Annotated in this window: 17 protein-coding genes; 7 read left to right on the plus strand and 10 right to left on the minus strand. The window is 53.1% G+C overall.

Annotated elements, in window-relative coordinates; translation table 11 throughout:
- Nucleotides 1-102: 102 nt before the first annotated feature.
- Nucleotides 103-1,029, minus strand: a complete 927-nt coding sequence (locus ACXJJA_RS05665) for a calcium/sodium antiporter (protein WP_456487247.1) — start codon at nucleotides 1,027-1,029, stop codon at nucleotides 103-105.
- Between the two features lie 56 nt (nucleotides 1,030-1,085).
- A complete protein-coding gene (gene trpY, locus ACXJJA_RS05670) occupies nucleotides 1,086-1,589 on the minus strand; it encodes a TrpY family transcription regulator (protein WP_456487248.1) in 504 nt (167 codons plus the stop codon).
- An 80-nt stretch (nucleotides 1,590-1,669) separates the two neighbouring features.
- On the opposite strand from trpY, the gene ACXJJA_RS05675 reads away from it, so the two are divergent.
- Nucleotides 1,670-2,827 (plus strand): glycoside hydrolase family 15 protein, encoded by a 1,158-nt coding sequence (locus tag ACXJJA_RS05675; RefSeq protein ID WP_456487249.1) that lies wholly within the window; start codon nucleotides 1,670-1,672, stop codon nucleotides 2,825-2,827.
- Here ACXJJA_RS05675 and thsB read toward each other — a convergent pair.
- A complete protein-coding gene (thsB, locus tag ACXJJA_RS05680) occupies nucleotides 2,806-4,458 on the minus strand; it encodes a thermosome subunit beta (RefSeq protein ID WP_456487250.1) in 1,653 nt (550 codons plus the stop codon). The two genes, ACXJJA_RS05675 and thsB, sit on opposite strands and share 22 nt — an antisense overlap.
- A gap of 134 nt (nucleotides 4,459-4,592) precedes the next feature.
- Nucleotides 4,593-4,970, minus strand: coding sequence for a prefoldin subunit beta (locus ACXJJA_RS05685; RefSeq protein WP_456487251.1), 378 nt, complete (start codon nucleotides 4,968-4,970; stop codon nucleotides 4,593-4,595).
- A gap of 131 nt (nucleotides 4,971-5,101) precedes the next feature.
- On the opposite strand from ACXJJA_RS05685, the gene ACXJJA_RS05690 reads away from it, so the two are divergent.
- Nucleotides 5,102-5,797 carry a diphthine--ammonia ligase gene (locus ACXJJA_RS05690; protein ID WP_456487263.1) on the plus strand — a complete coding sequence of 232 codons (696 nt, stop codon included), beginning with the start codon at nucleotides 5,102-5,104 and terminating at the stop codon, nucleotides 5,795-5,797.
- 113 nt (nucleotides 5,798-5,910) lie between these two features.
- Here ACXJJA_RS05690 and ribB read toward each other — a convergent pair whose 3' ends face one another.
- From ribB to ACXJJA_RS05705, 3 genes are all read right to left on the minus strand, one after another.
- Nucleotides 5,911-6,663, minus strand: coding sequence for a 3,4-dihydroxy-2-butanone-4-phosphate synthase (gene ribB, locus ACXJJA_RS05695; protein ID WP_456487252.1), 753 nt, complete (start codon nucleotides 6,661-6,663; stop codon nucleotides 5,911-5,913).
- Nucleotides 6,664-6,674: 11 nt separating this feature from the next.
- Nucleotides 6,675-7,361, minus strand: a complete 687-nt coding sequence (locus ACXJJA_RS05700) for a winged helix-turn-helix domain-containing protein/riboflavin kinase (RefSeq protein WP_456487253.1) — start codon at nucleotides 7,359-7,361, stop codon at nucleotides 6,675-6,677.
- A gap of 90 nt (nucleotides 7,362-7,451) precedes the next feature.
- Nucleotides 7,452-8,681, minus strand: coding sequence for a vWA domain-containing protein (locus ACXJJA_RS05705; RefSeq protein WP_456487254.1), 1,230 nt, complete (start codon nucleotides 8,679-8,681; stop codon nucleotides 7,452-7,454).
- 30 nt (nucleotides 8,682-8,711) lie between these two features.
- Here ACXJJA_RS05705 and ACXJJA_RS05710 point away from each other — a divergent pair, with 30 nt between their 5' ends.
- Nucleotides 8,712-9,476 (plus strand): NAD-dependent protein deacylase, encoded by a 765-nt coding sequence (locus ACXJJA_RS05710; protein ID WP_456487255.1) that lies wholly within the window; start codon nucleotides 8,712-8,714, stop codon nucleotides 9,474-9,476.
- Nucleotides 9,477-9,569: 93 nt separating this feature from the next.
- Nucleotides 9,570-11,249, plus strand: coding sequence for a replication factor C small subunit (locus ACXJJA_RS05715; protein WP_456487256.1), 1,680 nt, complete (start codon nucleotides 9,570-9,572; stop codon nucleotides 11,247-11,249).
- Between the two features lie 54 nt (nucleotides 11,250-11,303).
- Here the strand turns inward: ACXJJA_RS05715 and ACXJJA_RS05720 are convergent, their stop codons facing one another.
- Genes ACXJJA_RS05720 through ACXJJA_RS05730 form a run of 3 tightly spaced genes read right to left on the minus strand, consistent with a single transcriptional unit; the run spans nucleotide 11,304 to nucleotide 14,841 of the window.
- Nucleotides 11,304-11,633: an ASCH domain-containing protein gene (locus ACXJJA_RS05720; RefSeq protein ID WP_456487257.1), complete on the minus strand. Its 330-nt coding sequence runs from the start codon at nucleotides 11,631-11,633 to the stop codon at nucleotides 11,304-11,306.
- A complete protein-coding gene (locus ACXJJA_RS05725; protein WP_456487258.1) occupies nucleotides 11,572-14,103 on the minus strand; it encodes a tRNA(Met) cytidine acetyltransferase TmcA in 2,532 nt (843 codons plus the stop codon). The genes ACXJJA_RS05720 and ACXJJA_RS05725 overlap by 62 nt, the downstream gene beginning before the upstream one ends.
- 9 nt (nucleotides 14,104-14,112) lie before the next feature.
- Nucleotides 14,113-14,841 (minus strand): SagB/ThcOx family dehydrogenase, encoded by a 729-nt coding sequence (locus ACXJJA_RS05730; RefSeq protein WP_456487259.1) that lies wholly within the window; start codon nucleotides 14,839-14,841, stop codon nucleotides 14,113-14,115.
- 49 nt (nucleotides 14,842-14,890) lie between these two features.
- On the opposite strand from ACXJJA_RS05730, the gene ACXJJA_RS05735 reads away from it, so the two are divergent.
- The 3 genes from ACXJJA_RS05735 (at nucleotide 14,891) to ACXJJA_RS05745 (ending at nucleotide 16,048) form a co-directional block, all read left to right on the plus strand.
- Complete coding sequence (locus tag ACXJJA_RS05735) at nucleotides 14,891-15,289, plus strand: pyridoxamine 5'-phosphate oxidase family protein (RefSeq protein ID WP_456487260.1); 399 nt, start codon at nucleotides 14,891-14,893, stop codon at nucleotides 15,287-15,289.
- A 29-nt stretch (nucleotides 15,290-15,318) separates the two neighbouring features.
- Complete coding sequence (locus tag ACXJJA_RS05740) at nucleotides 15,319-15,756, plus strand: toprim domain-containing protein (RefSeq protein ID WP_456487261.1); 438 nt, start codon at nucleotides 15,319-15,321, stop codon at nucleotides 15,754-15,756.
- 115 nt (nucleotides 15,757-15,871) lie between these two features.
- Nucleotides 15,872-16,048, plus strand: coding sequence for a hypothetical protein (locus tag ACXJJA_RS05745; protein WP_456487262.1), 177 nt, complete (start codon nucleotides 15,872-15,874; stop codon nucleotides 16,046-16,048).
- Nucleotides 16,049-16,169: the final 121 nt, after the last annotated feature.

A 16,169-nucleotide genomic window follows, 5' to 3' on the forward strand; every position in this document is an offset into this window, starting at 1 on the left:
CACGTCCCCAAAAAGAGTTTCTTGTTTCAAATTAATGTGTTAATTTCACCGCTTTTCTGCCGCTTTTCTGTTGGCAGCAAGGCAACTTGGTGACGCGTCAAATCAAAACAGGACGTAATTGATGCAGATGAAGATGGCGTAAGTGGCTACAAGGGCAATGCCTTCGAGCCTGCTCAGCTCATGCTTAGTTCGGATGAAAATCAGGAGCAAAACGGCTGTGAAAAGCATCATGGGAATATTCCAGAAGAAAAGAGCGGTATCAACGCCAAGCGGGCGTATCAGGCTTGAAAGCCCGACCACTAATGCAGCGTTGAACGTGTTGCTGCCGAGGATGTTCCCGATGGAGATGCCGCCATGCCGTTTCACCGCTGCGTTTACTGAGACTGCGAGTTCGGGCGCGGAAGTTCCGAAGGCGACAAGCGTGCTGCCTATTACCGACTCAAGAATGTTGAAGGATACAGCAATGCTTACCGCAGAATCCACTAAAAGTTTTGCTCCCAAAAAGATGCCAAAACCCCCTAAACAAAGTTTCAAACACACCATCACGCAGTTAAACTCCATGTCTTTATCCCTCGCTACTACCCCGCCGCCCCCCCGCCGCCTGAGAGTTATCATGTATAAGAGGAACACCGCGAGAAGGGCGCAGCCATCTAATCTTGAAATGCCTTGGAGAGACAACGCCGTAAGCAGCGTAGAGATGCTGAGCATCACAAGCCCGTCTTTCACAACCCCTTCATCCGTCGCAAGCGGGATTATGGCGGCGCAGATTCCGAGGATGGCGACGTTCGTGATGTTGCTGCCGACAACTGTGCCGATGGCAATCCCGCTGCTGCCGACGGCAGCGGCGTAGAGCGATGTCGCAAGCTCCGGCGCCGAAGTCCCGAAGGCGACGAGCGTCAGCCCGATGACCATTTCCGAGATATTAAAACGTCTCGCAACCACCGTAGAAGATGCGACGAAGGCGTCCGCCGCCAGTATCAGCACGAAAAGCCCCACAAAAAGCAGAACAAAAGACACTACGACAGACATAGCTGTTATTATGACCTACTGGTTAAGCGTAAAGGATTGTGAGTAGTTCTTTTCCTTCAAAGCACCTGCACGCTCTTCACGCCCTTTGTCCTTCTTAATTCCTCTATCAAACGTCCTGGGACTTGCCCGTCTATAATTATTGTGAGCTTTGGCTCCTCCACGAAATAAGGGTCATCGCTCACCGCTTGCCGAATGCTAAGCCCGTGTTTAGCGATTACTGTGGTGACCTCGCTGAGTATGCCTTTATCCCTTGCATCCTTTGGGTATATTATCACAACGCCAAGATTAAGGAGCGGTGCTATGTTGTCAAGAAGCGGCACAGACCGCAGATTCTCAAACATCCTCCTCAAAGTATCATCAGCCATTATCGCCTTCACGGTCATGTCAACAACCCTGCGGTCAACACCAGCCTCCTTTGCAACTTGTGAATGCGGTATTCTTATATTCCCTGAGGAAATTCGCCCTTCTGCGTCGATACGGAAGCCACGCTCCAGCAGTAAACGAACTACCTTCTTCTGCGACGGCGTCTTTTCAAATTTGCCCATTATTTCTCCCCACATGTTCTCTCGTTTGTTGTAAGGGTTTAATTATTATCACGGTGTTCGGGAGCTATCTTAAATTTCCGAAAAAAAGATTCATTATGATTTCCGAAGTCTCAGGCGAAAATTTGAAAAAGCGGTTCGATGATGTTTTAAGGACGACAGTGCGTGTTTTAAGAGATTGCTCCGTCGAAAACGGAGCAATAGTTGCGGCGAACACAGACATGGACTATTACCCTAAGGACGCGTCGCCTTATAGGCTCGTTTGGATAAGGGACGCAGCTTACGTCTGTGTCGCCGCCGACATCCTTGAGGAGCGTGGTGTTGCGAGTTTGAGGATACAGAAGAAGTTTTTTAAGTGGTGTCTTGAAAGACCGCAAAGCTTTTCAGGGGCTTCCGCCGAAAACGGCGCCGTGTTCTCGCAGCGATATCACACAAACGGCGTCAGGGAGGGCTGGCAATTGCAGCCCGATCAGACAGGCACGCTGCTCTGGGCGCTCTGGCATCACTTCCGCAAAAATCTGGTGCAGGCGCAGGAGTTCGAGACTCTCATAAGGAGGGCGGCAAACGGCATCTGTAAAATCTGGGGCGGCAAACACTTCACCACGAGCACTTTCGACCTTTGGGAGGAGCGTGCGACGTTTCCAGACACTAAGGACAATCACACATACTCGCTGGCGGCATGCAGTAAGGGGCTGATGTGCGCCAGCGAGCTTGCGGAAGGCAGCGGCTACGCAAAGGCGGAAGAGGTTAAAAAATGGAGGAAATGCGCCTTAGAGATGGAGAGCGCGGCATTAGCTTCTTATAGCGCCAATAAGGGATATTTTCTAAGGACTTCAGGCTTGCTTGATGATGACACCGTAGATGCGTCGCTGCTCGGCTTAGTTTATCCATTTGAGTTGCTTTCGGCGGGAGATGAGAGGATGGTCAATACCGTTAGGAAGATGGAAGAAAAAATAGTGCGAGGCGGCGGCGTTTACAGATACGAAAAAGATTTTTACGACGGCTGGGTGCGAGATGGCAGCCTTAGGTCCAAAGGGGCGGGAGCGTGGCCCCTCTTGAATTTCTGGATGAGCATTTATTATTCCGTAAAAGGAGATGCTGTGAGCGCAGAGAAATATTATACGTGGGTCCTACGGCGTGTTGACGGATACATACCTGAGCAGATATTTGAAAATGAGCTGCAAAAATCGGTGTATCCACTGGCGTGGGCGCATGCGATGTTCGTTCTCGCCTCTCACTTCTTGACTCTGCTGTGACTTCTCTTTTTCCTTTCTTCTTCAATCCGCTCCTGAAGCACGTTTCCGTAGAGGATGTCGTCTGACCGCAGCACGATGAGCGCCGCCTCGTAAGCACCCTTTATCACCATTTCCTTCAGCCTCAGCGACTCTAAGATGCCGGCTTCCACGACGTCTCGTATTTCCCTCGCTCTCGCATCGTAGCCATAGTTCACATTACCGTTTGCGTGTTCTTCTCTCAGCTCAAGCAGGACGGAAAGCGGGTCTCTGCCGCTGTTCCTTGCAAGTATCTTTGGGATGGCTTCGAGGGCATCGGCGAATGCGAGGATGGCGAGCTGCCGCCTCGTGGCGTCGGACATTGCGAACTTCCGAAGACGTAACGCAAGCTCGACCTCGACGGCGCCGCCGCCGGGCAGAGCCTTCTTATTCAACGCTTTCGCCACCGCATATAAGCCATCGTTCACCGCCCTTGCAAAGTCGGAGAGCGTGTGCTGCGCACCGCCTCGCAGGAAAATCGTGACGCTTTTCGGGTTTGTGCCTTTTATGAAGACGAAGGTAGATTTGTCTGGAAACTTGACCTCCTCGACCCATTCCGCATACCCAAGATCGTTCTCGCTTATCTCGCTTACGTTCGTCACGATTCTTGCGTTCACAGCTTTCGCAATCCTCTCGAGTATTTGCCCAGTGGGGACGGCTTGGATTGCGACCATGCCGATTTTCAATAGCATCCTGCCGAGGCGCTTGTCTATGAGACGTCTTGAAATTATGACATCGGCGCCTGCCCCTCTTATTCTCTCGACCTTCTCCCTGAGGATTTCACGCTCGTATTCCGCTTGCAGAAGCATGTCTTCAAGGCTTTTCACTCTTGTGGAGTAGAGATAATGAGAGGCGAACATGCCTTCTTCGGGCTTGACCGTAAGTGGAGCGTCAATAACCGCCACCCGGACATTTTCCACTCTTTTTGGCATGTCCTCATGTAAGAAGCTTTTTTCGACGATTATACCTCTGAAGAGTGTAGTGGAAGCTGCTTCTTTACCACTTTTCCTTGCGATGTGCACGTCTTCGGGATTTGCTTCCTTTTTCCCGCCGTCACTTATGATTTTCACTGCTTCTACAACGACTCTGGAAAGTTCCTCTGCCACTTCCAAGTATTTTGTGTCGATGGCTGTTCTCGCAACCTTGTAGAGAATTTCGTCGGTCGCCTCGAATGCTAACTCCTCCAAGATTTCCAGAGCTTTGTCCACAGCCATTTTGTAACCGTCGGCGATGATGTTTGGATGTAATCCTACACCAACGAGTTTCCTTGCCTCGTTAAGAAGTTCGCCGGCGAGGACGACCGTCGTTGTCGTGCCGTCGCCAGCGTCGTAGTCCTGCGTCTTTGAAAGCTCTCTGAAAAGGATGGCGACGGGGTGCTTCGCTTTGAACTGCATGAGGTCAAAGCGTTGCATTATCGTTTTCCCGTCGCTGCTTATTATGAAATTGCGACCTTCGTCCTCGACAAGCATTTTTTGCAAACTCCGAGGTCCGAGCGTCGAAGCCAAGAAGTCAGAAAGCTCCTTCGCAACGACAAAAGAGCTCTCACGCAGCTCCTCCGCGTGAATCCTCTCCGGCTCGCCCTGCAGGACTTTCAGCGGCAACTTGACTGGCTCCATCCGTTTTAAATTTCGCACGTCGACTTATATGCGTTGCGGTCCGCTGCAAACGGTTGATTCTCGCAACGCCACGGCGTCGCCTTACGCCTTAGCGGTATGACGAGTAAAAAATAAAACCCAAAGGCTAGGTAGGGCTATGCACCCAGGATTTGGGACTCGCCGCCGGTGGCGATGCCAAGAGCTTCTCTTATCTGCTGCTGGAGCTGCTGGAAGCGTTTTTGCATCCGCTCTTCTTGCCGCTCAAGCGTCTTGAGTCGGAGGTCATAGGTCTCTTTCTTATCCGTCAAGTCCTCTTTCACCTCAGCCTTGCTCGCTTTTATCATGAGTTCGCCGACATTTCGGTAGATGATGGCATCATCGCTGAGCTTTTCTAACTCGTCCAGCGCGAACTCCACATCCTTGAGCATCGCCTCTACCTGCATTTTCTGCCTCGCTATGGCTTGTAATTGCATCTGGAGCTGCTGGAGCTGCATCAGTTGATTTTGCACTTGCGGGGGCAATTCTGCGCTCATAACAACTCTCCTACGCGGTTACACAGCTCCTTGCTTTGACAAGGAGCCTCTGACCAAAGGAATGCCTCCGTGATATATAAGGTTTGCGAGACGGCGCTGTGCATTTCTAATGGCAAGACTTCATTATTTTGATGCGGCTGGGGGCGTTGTTCAGCTCGGGGAAAGATAGCACGCTCGCATTATACGAGGCGATGCGGCGGCGGGGCTATGAGATAAAATGCCTTATCACTGTGGAGAGCGAGAATCCATACTCCTTCATGTTCCATACGCCGAATGTGCATCTTACGAGGTTGCAGGCTGAGGCGATGCGGCTGCCCCTCGTCGTAAGGGCAACCGTCGGTAGGGAAGAAGAAGAGCTTGAGGATTTGCGAGATGCGGTGCGAGCAGCTGTTGAAAACTTCGGGATTGAAGGCGTGGTTGCGGGCGCTGTCCTTTCGAGTTATCAAAGGAAGCGGATTGAGGAAATATGTGAAGAGCTGTCTCTTGAAGCAGTTCTTCCTCTGTGGGGGAGAGACCAAAAAGAGCTGCTTGCGACCTTGCTCGATGAGGGTTTTGAAGTGATATTCACGGCGGTTGCCGCATACGGCTTCGACAAGAGTTGGCTCGGTGCGAGACTTGACGAGGAGCGGGTGCGGCGGCTTCTCGCCCTCAACGCCAAATATGGAGTGAGCATAGTCGGGGAGGGCGGAGAGTTCGAGACTCTCGTTCTCGATGCCCCGCCGTTCGAAAAGCGTCTCAAGATACTCGAATTTGAAATTCTTGAGGAAGGTGCGCACGCCGCAAGGCTCGTCGTCAAGAAAGCAACATTGGTAGAAAGCCGTAGTTAGCCGACGCCGTTAGAGCAAAGCTCTACAGCCGCTCCAGCTTTGCTTATTCCCGCCATTACCCACGCCCCCGCGACCAGGCTGCTCCACTCACCGCAGCATCGCTTATGCCGCCGCTACGCCAAGCCAACGGTTTCACAAGCTTTAACGATGTCCTTGCCCTCGATGAATACAAAACCGTGTTCAGCGGCGTAGGCTTTTGCGTCCTTTTTCGAGAGCGCCATGCCCGTGCTGGCATCAAGCATCTCACAAATCACCATCGCAGGCGTGACGCCCGCAAGCATCGCAAGCGCAACCGAAAGCTCGGTCTGCCCCTGCCGCTCTTTTACGAGGCGGTCTGCGGACCTTAAGATCGCAACGTGCCCTGGCGTCCTGAACTCCGCACTGAAGTCGTAGCGCTCGCCATTTAAGACGCTACGCACTGCCTCCCCTATCTTCCTAATAGTCAAAGCTCGGTCTCTATCGGTTATGCCCGTAAACGTCGCTCTGTGGTTGACCCAGAGTGAAAACGAAGATCGTTTATCGTAGGGGACATCGCCCTCGCGCTCCACGAGCCGTTTCACCGCCAAAAACCTTTCACCCACGCTACCCAACACGTCGCTCACAAAAGGAAGTCCCAGTCTCTCAGCGGCGCCGCCGTGAATCGCCACGCAGACCAATCCTCCACCGTCCCTGCGGAGGCGTGCCACATCGGCGGGCATCGTCGCCAGTGCCGGCAGCGCAAGATCGGTCTCGCCCTCGCGGTCGTCGGCGTCGTATATCAGCACCATCCTGCCCTCTCTTATGCTCTCGACAGCTGCCTTTACCACCTCAGGCAACCTCTTTGACATTTTACGTCTTACCTCCCACATGCCCTCTCCTTTTTCCATGCTTAACCCGCTCAGCTTAACATAATCTTCACTCGCAGCTCGTCGCCGTCTTCGAGTCCGAGTTTCTCCCTGAGATTGACTGGCGAGATGATTTCGACGACGTTATCGGGGTAGTGCGTCCGCTCAGGAATGACCACTGCGCACTGCACGCCGTCGCAGCCGTCCCGTAGAATCTCGCAGAAGAAGCACTTGCTGCCGCCAAACGTCCTGCCCTCAGCGGTGAAGCTCTCGATTTTTATCCCACTTCTGGCGTCGAGCCGCCGCCGCAGCACGACGCTCCCGTCCCTTAACAGCAAATTGAGCGTCCCGGGGTAGGGGACGAAGCCCAGCTTCTCCCTGAACTGCCGCACGTAGCCCTCCCGGGAGACGTAGTAGCGCCCCTCGCCCAGACCCGAAACCACGCTGCCAACAAGCTCCACACTCTCGTTGCCCTCCATCCCTGAGAATATCCTTTGATATTCTTCAAATTCGCTCTTCAAAAGGTCTATACCTTTTTCCGTCACAACGATCCACTGCCCGTCGGCTACAATATCTCTACGTATTAGCCCTTCCCTTTCAAGCTCTTGTAATCTTCGTGAAGCGGTCTGCATGCTCGTCTCAAGCACCTTTGCGAACTCTGCCGATGAGATTTTCAGCGGGCGCTCCATGGCGCCGAGGAGCGCTAATTTCCTCAACGCTGCCGTCTTCCCCTCACCCATGGCCCCATCTCAGATTTGAGATATATCCCAATTTTGGGGACTAATATTTAAAGCTTACTCTTTGAACTGGTTACCGCCGAGGCGTAACATCTATGCAAGGCGGCGCCGCAGGTAATCCTCGACGACGAACGCTGCGAGGTTTTCGGGCTTTGCAAAGAAGACTCTACCGAGGCTCTCTCGTGCGAGCATTCTTGCGAGCCTTCTGAGGTGTGGTTTGTCGTCAAGCATGATGATGTCGAGCGAGATGTTTTCATCCCGGTATTTTGACGCCTCCCGCAGAACTCCTTTCACCGCACGCCTGAACCCGACGTAAACGCCATCTTCGGTGTTAGGCTCGGAGTCCGTCAGCAAATATGCATGTTTTTCGCCACTTTCCCTGTGAGCGGCACGCCTGAAGGCGCTCATGCCCTCTGCCATGCCCGTATTGCCGCCAGCTCGCATCCGCACGAGCTCCCACGCTGGGATTTCCGTCGCAAATTCCGAAAACACGAAAATCTTGAGCGTGTCGGAGTGCTTTCGCATGAGTTCAGAAAGGGCTAAAGACGCCTCGATGGCAGCCATCATCTTCCTGTTGTAGTTCATCGAGCCGCTCTTGTCGATTATCAAGCCCGCGAAGACCTTTCTCTTGTGGGAAGTTTTGTGGACTATGAAGTCCTCTTCCCTCAGCTCCCGCAGGGAAAAATCCCGATGCATGGCATTGAGCAGCGTCTCTTCGATGGAAACGAGCTCGTAGTCATCACCGAACTCGTAGGGTCTTAAAGAGGTAGAGAGCTTCGAGCCGTGCCGCCCCGGCGGCGTCGGCATGCCGACGGCGCCGAAAACGCCACTGCGTCGCTCAAGCGCATCTTTCACTATGCGGCGGGCGAGTTTTCTTGCCCCTTTTGGTGTGATGCTCACGATGTCGCCTTCGATGCGTATGTAGCCCTTCTCTTCGAGGTCCTTTAGAACCCGCTCTACGTCCTCCCTTTTTATCCCGTAGTCCCAGATCAGCGAGGTTATCCTCTTTTCCCTCTTCCGCCGTTCTCTATCCTCCCTTATGCCCTCTACAAGCTCTTCAACTGACGCCCCTTCCATAATCTTGTCGATTACTGTGTAGGAAACTTCCTCGTCATACTCCTTCAGCTCCTCCCTGCGTCTTTCTTTTTCTTCGTCCACCTCTTGCAGCCGTTCCGCCGCCACCTCCTCCGCCCGCCGTCGCATCACGTCATACTCGTGTATTCGCTGCGCTATCTCTTCTATGCTCCTCTGCGCCCCCCCCGCCATTTCTCTTAAAAGTTCAACCTCCTCAAGCACGTCCGCGGTGCAGTAGCGCATCCTCATAATAACATAAGAGTCAAATATGATAAGAATATGAGATTGGAAAACCTGATAAAAAGGGCGGCAAAGGACGTAGCAAAAGCGAAGAAGGTCGTAGCACTAACCGGCGCCGGCATTTCTGTGGAGAGCGGCATCGCGCCGTTCAGGGGCAAGGGCGGGCTCTGGGAGAAGTTCAACCCTGAGGAATATGCGCACATCAACGCCTTCAGGCGGCATCCAGAGAAGGTATGGTCGGTGCTGCTAAAAGACATGTTCGAGGTCATCAAAAATGCGCAGCCAAATCCTGCGCATCTTGCGCTTGCGAGGCTTGAGAAGTTGGGGAAGTTACACTGCGTCATCACGCAGAACGTTGATGGGCTGCACCAGAAGGCTGGAAATACTGACGTCATCGAGTTTCATGGCACGCTCGCTTGGCTCGTCTGCTTGGACTGCGGGAAGCGGTTCAAGACTGAAGAATATAAGGTGAAAGAGATGCCGCCGAGGTGCGAATGCGGCGGCGTTCTGAAGCCGGACGCCGTATTCTTCGGCGAGCCGATACCCGTAGAGGCGCTGCGACGCTCACAGCACGAGGCGAGAACATGCGACGTCATGCTCGTCATCGGAACATCTGCCGTTGTTTACCCTGCGGCGAGCATCCCCATCATCGCAAAAAACGCAGGTGCCACCATCATCGAGATAAACCCCGAAGCGACACCTCTCACGGGCGTCGTCTCTGACTACATCATCGAAGGGAATGCTGGAGAAGTCCTGCCAAAAATCGTTGATGAAGTGGAGAAGCTTTTGAGGGCTCAGGAGTAGTCTGACGAAAGAGCCGTCGTCAAAATAAGCGCCGAGCCCTTTAATTCGAACTCAAAAGAGATAAATACGAGAGTTACGTCCTCATTATCGCAGATGCCCGGGCGTGCAGAAGAGATTTGGATTGAGAAATACCGCCCTAAGACGCTCGACGAGATTGTAGGGCAGGAGGAAATCGTCAGAAACCTCAAGTCCTACGTTAAAGCGGGAAACATGCCGCATCTCATCTTTTCAGGACCCGCAGGCGTCGGGAAGACGGCAGCGGCAGTAGCGCTCGCCAGGGAGTTTTTCGGCGACGCCTACGAAGAGAACTTCACCGAATTAAATGCATCGGTGACGCCTGAGACCGTCTTAGTGCTGCGTGCCGGCGGCAATATAACGAGTTTGAGTTTCAAGGAGCTTGACAAGCTGATTTTTGGAGATGACAAGGAAGAAGAATATGCAATATTACAAGGGGTCGAAGTCCTCTCGGTGGCAGATTACAAAATCAAATTCATGCCCGTCTCGGCGGTTGCAAGGCACAAAGCCGAACGTATTTTGAGAATAAAGCACGAGGGCGGGGAAATAAGCGTCACCCCTGACCATTCTTTAATCGTAATCACTGAGAGCGGAGCTCTCGCTTCAAAACCCGCCGCAGAAGTGGAAACTGGCTCGTTTCTAATCTCCTTCTGCGATGGCAGCGGCAAGCTCCCCGCAGAACCCCTCTTGAATTTCCTCAGGAACGCAAACGCTGTAAGTTGGCATTTGAGCAACGTATGCAGCGCCGCCGACACCATTGAGAAATCGAAGATGTTGGGTGCCATTAGGTCGGTTAACGCTAAGGAACTACACGAGGGAGAACAAAAGACCTTTGAGACGCTTAGGAAGCTTGCAAGCTCTAAGCTTCACGTCTTAAAAGTCAAGGACGTGAAAGAGATGAGCTACGACGGCTGGGTTTACGACGTGGGCGTCCCACGCACCGAGATGTTTTGGGGTTTCGCCGCTAACGGCAGAGTCACGTCTGTGATGGCGCCGCCCGTTTTGCTGCATAATTCAGACGAACGGGGCATAGATGTCGTGCGCAACAACATAAAGAATTTTGCGAGGATGATGGCCGTCGGCGGGAAGTTTAAGATAATTTTCCTTGACGAGGCTGACGCTCTCACCGACGCCGCCCAGTCCGCCTTAAGAAGGACGATGGAGCGCTACTCCGCAACGTGCAGGTTCATCTTCAGCTGCAACTACTCTTCAAAGATAATAGAGCCGATACAGTCGAGGTGCGCAGTTTATCGATTCAAGGCACTCCCCTATGACGCCATAAAGAAAAGGCTTCTCTACATTGCAAAGCAGGAACGCCTTAAGATTTCAGAGGAGGTCATAAAGGCGATATATGACGTTGCGGGTGGCGACATGCGACGAGCGATAAATGCGCTGCAGAGCGCCGCCGCAGTGAGCAAGGAAATAACGCCAGAAATCATATACAATATCACGGCGACGCCGAGTCCCGAGGTGGTGGAGGCGCTGATAAGAAAAGCGTTATATGAAGATTTCTTTGAAGCTCTTGAGATGCTTAACACGCTTCTGGACGAGAAGGGCGTGGCGCCCGACGAGTTGCTTACACAGATGCATAAAACACTTTTGAATATGGAAATACCACCCGAAAAGAAGGTTTATTTGATAGACAGGATAGGAGAAGTGGATTTTAGGATTGCGGAGGGGGCGAACGAGCGAATTCAGCTTGAGGGGCTGCTCGCATTCTTTCACCTTTATGGAGGGCAGCGAGCTGGGGGCGTTTGACGTTTTAACCAATTATACCCTGTGCGCACTTCCCACCCGTCTGAGACTTCTTCTTCACTTGCGCCGCCTTGGCGTCAGCCTAAACTTTATAAGCGTAAATATTTCGTTTTCGCCGAAGTTCCCGTAGAACCGCCTGAGGTCACGTTTGAGACTTTTCTTGCTGCGATAGCCTTCTTCCCTGATGGTCGCCTCGTCAACCTCATCGAACGTGATGTAGCGGACGTCGGTGATGAGCGCCTCGCCAAGATACTCCTTGCCGCATATCACCTTGACGACCTCGCCCGCTTTGTATTTTTTCCTGCCACGGCGGAGCGTTGCGGTCTTACGCCCGCTCTTCAGCTTCTTCAGGAACTTTTCGTTGAAATTCAGAAATTTCCTCCCCATACGAGCGCAACATCCCTCCTGCCTCTTCGACGAAGTTTTTCAGGATGATGCCGACCGCCTCTCGAAGCTCGTTGGCGCACGTCGTTATGCTCCGCCGCACGACGTCCGCGACGTCCTCCCAGCTCCGACCCTGCAGCACCCTCAGAATAAGCAGCCGCTCCTGGAAGTTGCTTAGCTTCTTCTCCAAGCGCAGGAAGTAGAGACGGACAAAGTCCGCAATACAGTCCGCCACAGCCTCATATTTCAGCGGTCCGTATGCGTAAATAATCGCACGCCGCCAGCTCAAATCGTCTATGCTCAAAAGCTTGCGCAGCCACACCTCTCGCCATACGTCGCCCAATGCCACGCCCTCAACCTCGTCCTCTTCCGCCTCTTCAGCCTTTTCGTCCCCCACTGACGCCGCAGTCGTAGCCGCGGCGGTAGCGGCAGCGATGGAGCCTACTAACGCCGGCTTCCCGCTGAGGACGTTCCTCAATATTCTTATTATCAGGTAGGAGAGCCCAATTTCCAAGTCATTGAGCGGTTCCCTCAAGAGCTTCAAGAACCTTTCAAAGAAAAGCGCCGCAATTTCTTGGAACGCAGAGCGGGCGACGTCGCTCAGCGGTTTCACAACGACGACGGAATACTCGCCGCTAACTTCGTTACGGGCGGGCGAGATGTGTATGGGGAAGAAGCCGCTTCTTGCCCAGAAGCGTAGGAGCTCGGAGGTTGCGCCGAAGCTTGATCCGAGCCAGTCGATGTTCTTGCAGCGTGCCTCCTTTTCGATCTCAGCCAGCATTTTCGTGCCGATGCCACGACGCATGATTTCGGGGTGCGTAGCGATTCTGACGATTCTCCAGCCGCAGAGCTTGCTGAGGTCGCGGCAGCGGTAGTGTTTGATGAAAATATCTGGGATTAAGTTTCCGGGCGGCGCATACCCGTAATACATGGCTTCGACGTCCTCGTCGAGCAGCCCCCCCTCCGCTGCGAGCTGCACCGAGCATATTACGTGGTGGTTGATAGTGAGCATCCTCACCTCTTGGTTCGGCGCGTCACATAAAATCGCAAAGTCGTTCGGATTGTTCTTGTAGTGGGCAAGCACCAGAATTCCAAAATACTCACGCAGCACCTCCTCACGCTCGAAAAGCTCCTCGACACGGGCCGTCACATATTCGCAGGCATCTAACTGAACCTCCTCGAGCTTCCCGAAAGAAAACGGCTCCGCATCCAGCAACAGCGTCTTGAAAACCCAGTCCTCAATCGGGTCAGCCTCGCTGTATCTTATAGGCTCGGTCATCTCATATTCGACGACGCTCTCCTTGCTCTCCCGCAGCCTGCGGAGGAAGCGGACTGAGAAACCACGCCCAGCGCCCTCATAGCCGTGGACCGTTGATGAGAATATAACACGAGGTGCTTGCCTTAAGATGCGAAAGAGTAACGGAATCGGAATGGCGGCAGCTTCGTCCACGACGACGACGTCGTAGCGTTCTGCTTTGCGGGCGGCGTCCATTGGGCCCCACCACTCAATCAGCGAGGCCCCGCTACGCAGCTCGAATGTGAAGCCCTTATGCTCTTTCGCCGTCACCTTACGCCCGACACGCTCAAGCCCGATTCTCGCAAACCTGAAAACTTCGGTGACGTTCTCAAGTTCCGGCGACGTTAAAAGCGCTTTTAGCGCCCTGTTGCGTCTGCCGCTTGCCTCCACGAGGGCGGCAAGTCCCAAACCTATGATGCTCGACTTCCCACGCCCCCGGTTTGCAGTGAGCACGAAAATCCTCTTCGTCCCCTTTTCCAGCTCCTCCAACACTTTCAACGCTTCAACCTGGTCTTGCGTCAGGCAAAGCTCGTAAAAAATCTTCTTGAATCTTGGGCTTTCGGGGAGTTTCGGCAGTGGTCTTCGCCGTCGCCTCTTAATTTTCGAAGCGAGCGGCTTCTTGTGGATTCTGCCGTCTGCAGTCGCTATTGCGACGCCGTCGTGCTCAAAAAGCTTCTGAACGAACCAGCGGAGGAAGTTGCGGCGGATATCCGCCTCGTCGTAAGGCGGCGTAAGCATGATGTGACGGTGGAACTTCGTTACCATCTCCACGAACTCGTCGAGCGGCGGGACGAGCATGAAAACGAGCCCGCCACCCCGCACGAGCCCCGCGAGCCTTCCGAGGTCTGAAGGCACGAGCGTCCTGTGGAAATCAAGAAGCATCGCGTCGAACGTCATGCCCAGGACCTTGAGTGTGTCCTTGAACTCAATAACTTGGAAGTCAGGATGCCTCTCAGGCACGTCTTCAAGAAACGAAGTGGCAAGCAACACCTTTCTTGCATCAAGCTCCTTTTCGTCAATCCTTCGCTGCAGCAGCGAGAACGCAAGCTCGTAACACTTTTTTTGCTCTCCAGCGATCACGAGCAGCCTCCGCTGCCTGCTACGCTCCGCCTCCCTCCAAAGGCGGTTCACGAGACTCTGCAACTCCCTAGGCGCCCCTTTCCGCATGCGTCCCATAAGACCCCCTCAGCTCGCACGCCGCCCTATAGGCACTACGTATAACGGTGCGTGGTCATCGGGCATGCTTAGGAGCTCACGCACGTCGTCATCGAGGAACGCACCGACGACCGTCATCCCGAGACCGAGAGCCGTCGCCTGCAAATACAAGTTTTGTGCAGCGTGCCCCGCCTCCATGAAGACGTAACGCTTGCCTCGCTCCCCGTATTTCGCCTCCGTCCTCTCGAAAACTGCCGCAATCACAATGCTGACCGGCGCCGCTCGCACCCACGTCTGCCCGACGGCGGCTGCACAAAGCTCGTCACGCACGTCCCCGCTCTTAACTTTAGATAAACTGTGCTCGTGCGGCGAATAATGGAAGACGCCGGCGACAAGCTCGGAAACGCCGCTCTCGCCGACCGCTACATATATCTCAAGCGGGTATGTCATACCGGCGCTCGGCACCGCCCTTTTTCCAGCTTCAGGGTCGGTGATGCCCTGTGCTGCCCAGAGCAACTGCGAGAGCTCCTGAAGCGTCAAGGGCTCGTTTGCAAATCTACGAACTGACCGGCGCAGCGCAATTGTTTCCTCCACCGACATCTCGCCGGTGGTGCGTGGTGATGGCAGTTCTATTTCGTCAGGCGACGGCGTAACGTCGCTGACGGCGCGCATCTCTAAAATCACTGCGACGCTGGCAAGCGCTGCGAGCACCGCTATCGTTACAAGGAGCATCCATTTCCGCCCAGCTCTCAACGGCATTCAAAAGGTTTATTTAAAATTAAATCATTTTAGGGTTTGGTGGATGACCATGGCGAAAATGCCAAAGGAAGTAATAGACTTGTTTAATGATGCACAGGCTGCGAAGGTTTTGGCGACGGTGAACGCCGACGGCGTCCCAAACGTCGTTCCTGTAGGGACGCTCGCCGCCGTGAATGAGGAGATGATAGCGTTTGCCGATATTTTCCTCGGGAAGACGAAAAGCAATCTCGAAGCCACCAAAAAAGTGGCAGCCGCCGCATATAAGGGTCTTGACGGTTATCAGATAAAAGGGACGTTCCAAGGTTTCCAGACCTCCGGGCCGCTCTTCGAGCAGATGAGCAAGACTGTTAAGGAAACACTGAAGCTCGAAACGAAGGCTGTCGGCACGATAAAGGTCGAAGAGGTCTATTCTGTGGGCGTGAAAGCTCCCGGAAAGAAAATAGCTTAATTTTTTACTTTTTCTCATCTCGTTGCATCATGCCGAGGCAGAAACAAAGAAGACGCAAAGGCAAACGGAATTACCTCGTTTACAAGGAGCTTGAGTTTATAGTCGAGGAGATGAATCGTGAAGTAGATGCAGTTATCGTCGAGGGTTCTCACGACAGGACGGCGTTGGAGTTGCTGGGTTTCAGAAAAGACATGCTCTTGTATTCAGAGTCGAAGCTCTCGGATGGCGACTTCGTCGAGCTCGTCAGCCAGAAGTATGAGCGTGTTGTCATCCTCACCGATTACGACAGAGACGGAAAAAGCTTTAACAAAAAACTTTCAGAACGCCTCCAGAGGCGTGGAGTCTGCATCGAGCGCACATATCGAGATAAAATAGGCAAATTGCTGGGACAGTGCGGCATCAAGGACATAGAATCAATATCCGCACTCAAAAAACGAGTTTTCGACTTTTGCTACGAGATGCCTTAAATCTTAACAACAAATGCTTACAGAATGTCGCTAAGAAAGCTCATACCTTTAGGGTTGAGATAGGGGAGGGAGTTTGGGAGTTGGTTTTTATACTTCAAAGTTTGTATAAAGAATAATGGAAACAGAGGTAACAAGGACCATCAGGTGCAAGCTCGTAGGTCTGACAAGGAGGAAGCTTGGGCTACTTAATCGGGAGTATGATAATTTCCAGCACTTCCTAAAGATGGAAGAAGACAGAGGAGTTTATTCTGCTACGAAGCAGCAAGGGAAGAGAACATACAGGAATAATTGACCCCAATGAGGAATATCCCCTTGTTATAAGAAAAGACCTGATGGATATTCGGCGAACTAACAATAAGTTCGCTAAGTATTGGGCTCGCATTCCTGTTCACGGCGTGAGAGGGGGCATTAAG

The sequence above is a fragment of the Candidatus Alkanophaga liquidiphilum genome, from assembly GCF_053996935.1.